The sequence below is a fragment of the Actinacidiphila oryziradicis genome, assembly GCF_005047355.1.
Lineage (GTDB): Bacteria > Actinomycetota > Actinomycetes > Streptomycetales > Streptomycetaceae > Actinacidiphila > Actinacidiphila oryziradicis.
Genome location: NZ_SUMC01000019.1, coordinates 147,393 through 153,939 on the forward strand (window position 1 = coordinate 147,393; position 6,547 = coordinate 153,939).

A 6,547-nucleotide genomic window follows, 5' to 3' on the forward strand; every position below is an offset into this window, starting at 1 on the left:
ATGAACGTTGGAAATCTCGCTCACCCCGCTGAAGAAGTCGCCCCCAAGCTGCTCGGTGCCATCCTCACCCACGAGACACCCGAGGGAACCGTGAGTATCACCATCACGGAGACCGAGGCGTACTCCGGTACGGCCGACCCCGCCTCCCACGCCTACCGAGGCAGGACACCCCGAAACGCCGTCATGTTCGGACCCGCAGGACACTTGTACGTCTACCGGTCTCACGGTCTCCACTGGTGCGCCAACATCGTCACCGGGGCAGACGGCATCGCTTCAGCTGTCCTCATCCGGGCAGGCAGGGTCATCGAAGGGGAAGACCTGGCACGCAAGCGGCGAGGGGGCACGGTCGAGAGTCCACGTCTCGCGCGGGGTCCGGGGAACTTCTGCCAAGCGCTCGGCATCACGGCAGAGCACAACGGCACAGACCTACTGACAGGCGCCTCGGTCACGCTGTCCGAGGGTGAGCCAGTACCCGCCGCACTCATCCGGGTTGGTCCTCGGGTAGGCGTGAGCAGAGCCCACGACTGGCAGCACCGCTTCTACCTCGCTGGTGATCCGACCGTCTCGGCGTACCGACTGAGCCCGAGAGCCCAGCCGCCCGCCGGAGCCTGAGCCGCTGTGCGCCTCGCTCGTGGCTCGCCGGTGAGTCGGCGCGGAAGTTGGGCCCGAAGATGCGTGATCGCTCGCGAGCGTGGCGCGTGACGCGTTCTTGGCCGGTCGGGTGACTGTCGACGTGCGCCGACTCGGGCCGGAGGCGAGACAGGCGCACAGCGCCTTGCCGTGGCAACACAGCCAGGCTTCCGAAGGAACGCGGCAGCGTCCACACAGGGCCAGCGCCGTCTCATAAACCATCGATAGTGAGACAGTCGGCCAGCCAATCAGGACGTGTCCGCTTCGCCCCTGTCTGTGACCTTCAGAGCTTCACGGCGCCGAATCTTCAGCGGTATCTGACGCCGAAGCCGTGGCTTTGTTCGGGAGTTGTGAAAGCGCGTTCGCGGGCGCGCGATAGGTTGCCCGCCATGACTGAACTAGGGTCCGTCGCCTGGCCACCTGCCCCGATCAAGACCGAGCGGCTCGTGCTCCGCGAGCCCGAGGCCCGAGACCGTGCGCCGTTCATCGAGCTGCTCGCCTCACCGGAGGTGCATACCTATCTCGGTGGCCCCCGGCCGCGTGACGAGCTTGAGCGCGAGATGCCCGGGGCGCCCGAGCGGTGGCCCGGGAGTTTCGTCGTTGATCTCGACGGGTCGATGATCGGCCAGATCCTGCTCAGGAGAGCAACGGGGCACCGTCGCCCGGCTGCCGCGGGGAAGGCCGATCTCGGCTACCTGTTCCTGCCGCGGGCGTGGGGATTCGGGTACGCCGCCGAGGCGTGCGCGGCGGCACTCGGCTGGTTCGACGGCGTCCTTCCCGGCGAGCCGGTGGTGCTCACCACCCAGACCGCCAACGTCGGCTCGATGCGCCTCGCGGCAAAGCTGGGGTTCACCGAGGTAGAGCGGTTCCAGGCCTGGGACGCCGAGCAGTGGCTCGGCCTGCGGTCCCCTGTCACGCCGTCCGCTTGAGCCCGTGCTCGAAAGGGGTGGTGTGCCGACCGTCAGTCCTCGTCGTCCTCGACGGCGTCGGGGGGCTGCCGTACGAGGCGGTAGATGGTCGATGTTGCGACCTTGAGCATGGCGGCGATGCTGAAGGCGGGGTGGCCCGCAGCGTGCATCTGGCGTGCGAGATCGGCCTGTTCGGGGGTGAGCTTGGGAGGGGACCCAAGACGTTGTCCGCGAGCACGGGCAGTAGTTTGTCCCTCGGTCGTGACTTCGGCGATTCACGCGGCTTGGAGTTGCAGGGTGGCGTCGACGGCGCGGATGACGAGGTCGCCGTCGGGCGCGGTGGTGTCGATCGGCTCTTCCAGGGAGCGCAGTCCGACGCGTGCGTCGTCGAGCTGGTGGAGCAGGTTGTGCAGGCCGGCGGCGAACCTGGAGAGCCGCACGATGACGATGCAGTCGCCGGGACGGACGTGCCGGCCGCGTCCCGGGCCGGTCGCGGACCGGTGGTGCGGTGGGCGATATCGAGGAAGACGGCGTGGCACCCGGCGGCGAGGAGAGCACCGGCCTCGGCGGGGCGCGGGTCGCGCAGGGTGGAGAGCCCGTAGCCGATGAGGCGGGCGGCCATCACAGGACTCCGACGACGAGGGATTCACGGGCGGTTTCCACGACTTCGGCGGTGACGGTCGACAACTGGTCGATGTCCATCACGCGCTCGATCTGGGCGACGAGGCGGCTGGTGTGCCGGGATGGCGGAACTCGATACCACCGTGGATGTCCGTACTCACGGGGTCGCACACTACCTCGCGATCCGATGCATGGAGCGACCATCCCGGTTTGGATGAGACAAGCCAGATCAGATGAGACCCAATCCACCATAAAGGGTGCAAACGACGCACGACGCGCCACACACCCCGGGATCCGACCGACTTCCGGCTGAGACGCGTGAGACTCCGCCAACAACAACGAGACGGGACATGAGTAGCGCCAACGGACCAGATTCGCCTGAGACGACGAGCGAATCGGACCAGATCACCTGAGACAGGGGCCAATTCGCATGAGACCAGACACCCGCCAACCACCCGTGATCGCGCTCATCGAATGTGTGCCAGATCCTTGTTTTGGCCCCACCGCCCGAAGCTGATTTGGCTCCACTGCCGGGGCCGCGGGGGCGTGTATTGGTGTGCTTCACGCCCCTGTAGCAAGGTGATTTGGCCCCACTTCGATCGGGTGGTCCGCTGGCCCTTTCAGAATGCGGCTGTCACGGCCGAAGCAGCGGCGTGGAGCGCGCGATGCGGAATCCCACGTCGTCGATCCGGAAGGTCGGGTGGCTGCGCCGCCGCACCGACGCCCGGCAGCTCCAGTGCTCGTCGGCCCATCCACCACCACGGAGCACGCGATAGGCGCCATACACCTCGGCGTCGTAGACGTCCCAGCACCAGTCCCACACATTGCCCAGCATGTCGTGCAGGCCCCAAGCGTTGGGCTGCTTGCCGCCGACAGAATGGATCCGCCCATCAGAGTTGCCCTGGTACCAGGCGACCTCGTCGAGCTGGCCGTACCGCGGGCCGGCAGTACCCGCACGACAGGCGTGCTCCCAGTCGGCCTCGGTCGGCAGCCGGTACCCGTCTGCGGAGGTGTCCCATTCGGCCATCTCGGCATCGACGCACAGGTGATACACGGGCGTCAGCCCCTCGCGCCGAGACAACGTGTTACAGAATTGGACCGCGTCCCACCACGAAACGCCCTCAACCGGCAGCCGCTCGCCTTGGACGCTACTCGGCCGTCGGCCGGTGACTCGTGCATACCAAGACTGCGTGACCGGGAACGCCGACATCTCAAACGGCGCGACCTCGACCGGCCAACTGCTCTGGGTCCGCCGGTCCGACAGCGTCACCCGTCCCGACGGGACGGCAACCATCTCGATCCCTGCCCCCGTATCCACAACAGTCCACCCTACCGGCCTCTTCCCACCGCTCTACCGGCTCTGAAGGGCCCTGAGGCTGCGCAGCCGTTGTCGCTGGACCAGCGCCCAGCACCTTCGTCCACTCAGCGGTGGGGCCAGATCAACTTCATACACCGTGGAGCCACTTCAAGTCCGTACCTGCCAGGACATCCCGGTACGCCTGCCGCAGGGCTTCCGCCTCTTCCTCGCGATGCGTGCCGTCGCGCTCGAAGCCGAAGGGGCGAGTGCTCCAGAAGGGCCTGCCCGACTCCCTGCGGCGCTGATGACCGAGGACCTGACGCTCTACTCGCATCTCGGTCTCGTTCTCGGCTACCGCAGCGCCGATGCGAGCAGCCAGACGACCCGAAGGGGTCGCCAAGTCCAGGACGCCCTGAGCCTGTGCGGTGGACAGATGAACGCCGGTCTCCTCGGCCAGGTCCACCAACTCGACCAGGTCCCGTGTCGTCCGGTAGATGCGGTCGTAGTGCCTGGCTACGACGACATCAGCCGTACCCGAACGAACCAGCTCGATCACGCGCCTCCAGCCTTCACCGCGAGCCGACACCTTGCGGCCCTCAACGACGCGGAACTTCGACGCCGAAGAGTCCTTCTCTGTGATGACCTCGACGACCGACCAGCCGTTCCGGTCGCACAGTGCCTGGCTCAGTTCGACCTGTTGCGTGAGGTTCCCACCCTTGGACTCCTCGCCCCTCGGGGTTGGGCTGAGCCTGGCGTAGATAATCGCTCGCACTGCCTGTCTCTCCTGCTTGTCGTCGCCTTGCCGATGATGCAACGACGTACATGCTCAGTGCGGAACGTACGGATGTGGTTCTGCCTCAACCTGGTGTGCGGCCCCGAAGGCGACCCCAGCGGGGTCCTGCTCCGCGGCGGTGACATCACCGTCGGCGCCGACCTCGCGTGCAAGCGCCGCCCGGCGTCCCGCCGCCTCCACGACCTCGCCCAGGGGCCGGCCCGCCTCGCCACCGCTCTCGGCGTCGACCGCGGCCAGAACGGCGCCGATGTCTGCCCCGCAGACCCCGCAACCTCTCCCTTCACCATCCTCACCGGCACGCCGCCCGCCCCGGAGGCCATCCGCAGCGGCCCCCGTACCGGCGTCGGCGGCGGCGCCGCCGACGCCTGGCGGTTCTGGATCGACGGCGACCCCACAGTGAGCCCTTACCGCGCGCACGCCCCCCGGCGGCGGCGATAACGACTGGCGCCGACAACGTAGGCTCGGAGAGGCTGTGAACAGCCCTGTCCGGCTGGACCGGACCGGACCGATCCGATCCACCCCGACCGAAGGAGACACGAGAACCGTGACGGACATCGTCGACGAGCTGCGGTGGCGAGGGCTGATCGCCGTTTCCACCGACGAGGACGCATTGCGCAAGGCGTTCGCGGACGGCCCCGTCACGGTCTATGTCGGCTTCGACCCGACCGCGGCGAGCCTTCACGTCGGCAGCCTCGTGCAGATCCTCACCATCCGGCGTCTCCAGCAGGCCGGCCACCGGCCGCTGGCCCTTGTCGGCGGCGCCACGGGTCTCATCGGGGACCCGAAGCCGACCGCCGAACGGACGCTGAACGCTCCCGGGGTCGTGGCGGGCTGGGTCGAGCAGATCCGCGGGCAGATCGAGCCCTTCCTCTCCTTCGAGGGCCCGAACGCCGCCACTATGGTCAACAACCTGGACTGGACCTCGGGCCTGTCCGCGATCGAGTTCCTGCGCGACATCGGAAAGTACTTCCGGGTCAACAAGATGGTCTCCAAGGAAGCCGTCGCGCGCCGCCTCAACTCTGAGCACGGCATCAGCTACACCGAGTTCAGCTACCAGATCCTCCAGGGCATGGACTTCCTGGAGCTGTACCGGCGCTACGGCTGCACGATGCAGACCGGCGGCAGCGACCAGTGGGGCAACCTCACCGCCGGCATCGACCTCATCCACCGCGTCGAAGCCGCACAGGTGCACGCCCTCGCCACCCCGCTGATCACCAAAGCTGACGGCACCAAGTTCGGCAAGACGGAGGGTGGCACGGTCTGGCTCGACCCCGAGCTGACGACGCCTTACGCCTTCTACCAGTTCTGGCTCAACGTCGATGACCGCGACGTCTCGAAGTTCCTGCGGATCTTCAGCTTCAAGACCCGCGAGGAGATCGAGGAGCTCGAACGGCTCACCGAAGAGCGCCCACAGGCGCGCGCCGCCCAGCGGGCGCTCGCCGAGGAGCTCACCAACCTCGTCCACGGCGCGGACCAGACCGCTGCCGTCATCGCCGCCTCGAAGGCGCTTTTCGGCCAGGGCGAACTCACCGATCTCGACGGCTCGACCCTGGCAGCCGCCCTCAGCGAGCTCCCGTACGCCCAGCTGTCCACGCTCGCCCCGGTTGTCGATCTCCTCACCGAGACCGGGCTCGTGGCCAGCAAGTCCGCCGCTCGCCGCACCATCAAGGAAGGCGGCGCCTACCTCAACAACGCCAAGGTGACCAGCGAGGACGCGGTGCCCACCGACTCCGACCTGCTCCACGGGCGTTGGCTGGTGCTGCGCCGCGGCAAGAAGAACCTCGCCGCGATCGAGGTCGTGCCGGGCTGACGTAGGCTGGATCCACACGTTTGAGCGGCGGACGAGCTTGACTCGGCCGCCGCTAGTGTGTAGCGTAGCCCAAGCCGCTTGAAACGGTTCGTCCGGTTCGTCCGGATTCTCCGCAGGGTGGCCACCCACTACCAGGACTCCATCCCGATGATTCGGGCGTGTTTTCGTGCGCTCGGAATTATGTTGGCATGGTGTCCGGAGGCCGAATTCGCAAGCTGCGAAGGAATCCGCTAAGGTAGTGAACACGCTGAGGCGGAAACGCCAAAGCAACCCGCTCCAGAGGGTGGCAGATACGGAAAACGAATCTGCTAGACTGGAGATAACGAAGGGAAAGCCCGGAGGGGCCGGTGAGACGGTCTCAAAGGAAGCTTCCGTTCCTTGAGAACTCAACAGCGTGCCAAAAGTCAATGCCAGACTATAAAATACCCCGGGCAGGCCGGTTTCCGGTTCTGCTTGAGGTTCCTTTGAAAAAGTCCTTCCGCTTGCGG

The 6,547-nt window shown here is 66.9% G+C and carries 10 protein-coding genes; 5 read left to right on the forward strand and 5 right to left on the reverse strand.

All coding sequences use genetic code 11. The annotated features are described in order from the left end of the window. Window positions 1-612 (forward strand): DNA-3-methyladenine glycosylase, encoded by a 612-nt coding sequence (locus tag FCI23_RS20915; protein ID WP_136725458.1) that lies wholly within the window; start codon window positions 1-3, stop codon window positions 610-612. 407 nt (window positions 613-1,019) lie between these two features. Next, window positions 1,020-1,559, forward strand: a complete 540-nt coding sequence (locus tag FCI23_RS20920) for a GNAT family N-acetyltransferase (RefSeq protein ID WP_136725459.1) — start codon at window positions 1,020-1,022, stop codon at window positions 1,557-1,559. Window positions 1,560-1,591: 32 nt separating this feature from the next. Here the strand turns inward: FCI23_RS20920 and FCI23_RS62400 are convergent, their stop codons facing one another. From FCI23_RS62400 to FCI23_RS20940, 4 genes are all read right to left on the reverse strand, one after another. Continuing rightward, complete coding sequence (locus FCI23_RS62400) at window positions 1,592-1,813, reverse strand: helix-turn-helix domain-containing protein (protein ID WP_136725460.1); 222 nt, start codon at window positions 1,811-1,813, stop codon at window positions 1,592-1,594. Beyond that, window positions 1,814-1,978, reverse strand: coding sequence for a recombinase family protein (locus tag FCI23_RS56515; RefSeq protein ID WP_169316869.1), 165 nt, complete (start codon window positions 1,976-1,978; stop codon window positions 1,814-1,816). A 181-nt stretch (window positions 1,979-2,159) separates the two neighbouring features. After that, on the reverse strand, window positions 2,160-2,330 hold the full coding sequence (locus FCI23_RS63810; RefSeq protein WP_211265418.1) for a hypothetical protein: 171 nt from the start codon (window positions 2,328-2,330) through the stop codon (window positions 2,160-2,162). Window positions 2,331-2,793: 463 nt separating this feature from the next. Continuing rightward, window positions 2,794-3,429, reverse strand: a complete 636-nt coding sequence (locus FCI23_RS20940; protein WP_246143871.1) for a formylglycine-generating enzyme family protein — start codon at window positions 3,427-3,429, stop codon at window positions 2,794-2,796. Between FCI23_RS20940 and FCI23_RS59865 the strand changes: the two genes are divergently transcribed. Continuing rightward, the gene (locus tag FCI23_RS59865) at window positions 3,350-3,523 is read left to right on the forward strand and encodes a hypothetical protein (RefSeq protein ID WP_246143875.1); all 174 of its coding nucleotides are present in this window, start codon (window positions 3,350-3,352) and stop codon (window positions 3,521-3,523) included. The genes FCI23_RS20940 and FCI23_RS59865 overlap by 80 nt on opposite strands. An 81-nt stretch (window positions 3,524-3,604) precedes the next feature. On the opposite strand, the gene FCI23_RS59870 is transcribed toward FCI23_RS59865, so the two are convergent. Further along, window positions 3,605-4,228 (reverse strand): recombinase family protein, encoded by a 624-nt coding sequence (locus FCI23_RS59870; protein ID WP_246143872.1) that lies wholly within the window; start codon window positions 4,226-4,228, stop codon window positions 3,605-3,607. Here FCI23_RS59870 and FCI23_RS20945 point away from each other — a divergent pair. Together FCI23_RS20945 and tyrS are read left to right on the forward strand one after the other, a co-directional pair. After that, window positions 4,136-4,687 carry a DNA-3-methyladenine glycosylase gene (locus tag FCI23_RS20945; RefSeq protein WP_407646003.1) on the forward strand — a complete coding sequence of 184 codons (552 nt, stop codon included), beginning with the start codon at window positions 4,136-4,138 and terminating at the stop codon, window positions 4,685-4,687. The genes FCI23_RS59870 and FCI23_RS20945 overlap by 93 nt on opposite strands. 106 nt (window positions 4,688-4,793) lie before the next feature. Further along, window positions 4,794-6,059, forward strand: coding sequence for a tyrosine--tRNA ligase (gene tyrS / locus FCI23_RS20950; protein WP_136725463.1), 1,266 nt, complete (start codon window positions 4,794-4,796; stop codon window positions 6,057-6,059). Window positions 6,060-6,547: the final 488 nt, after the last annotated feature.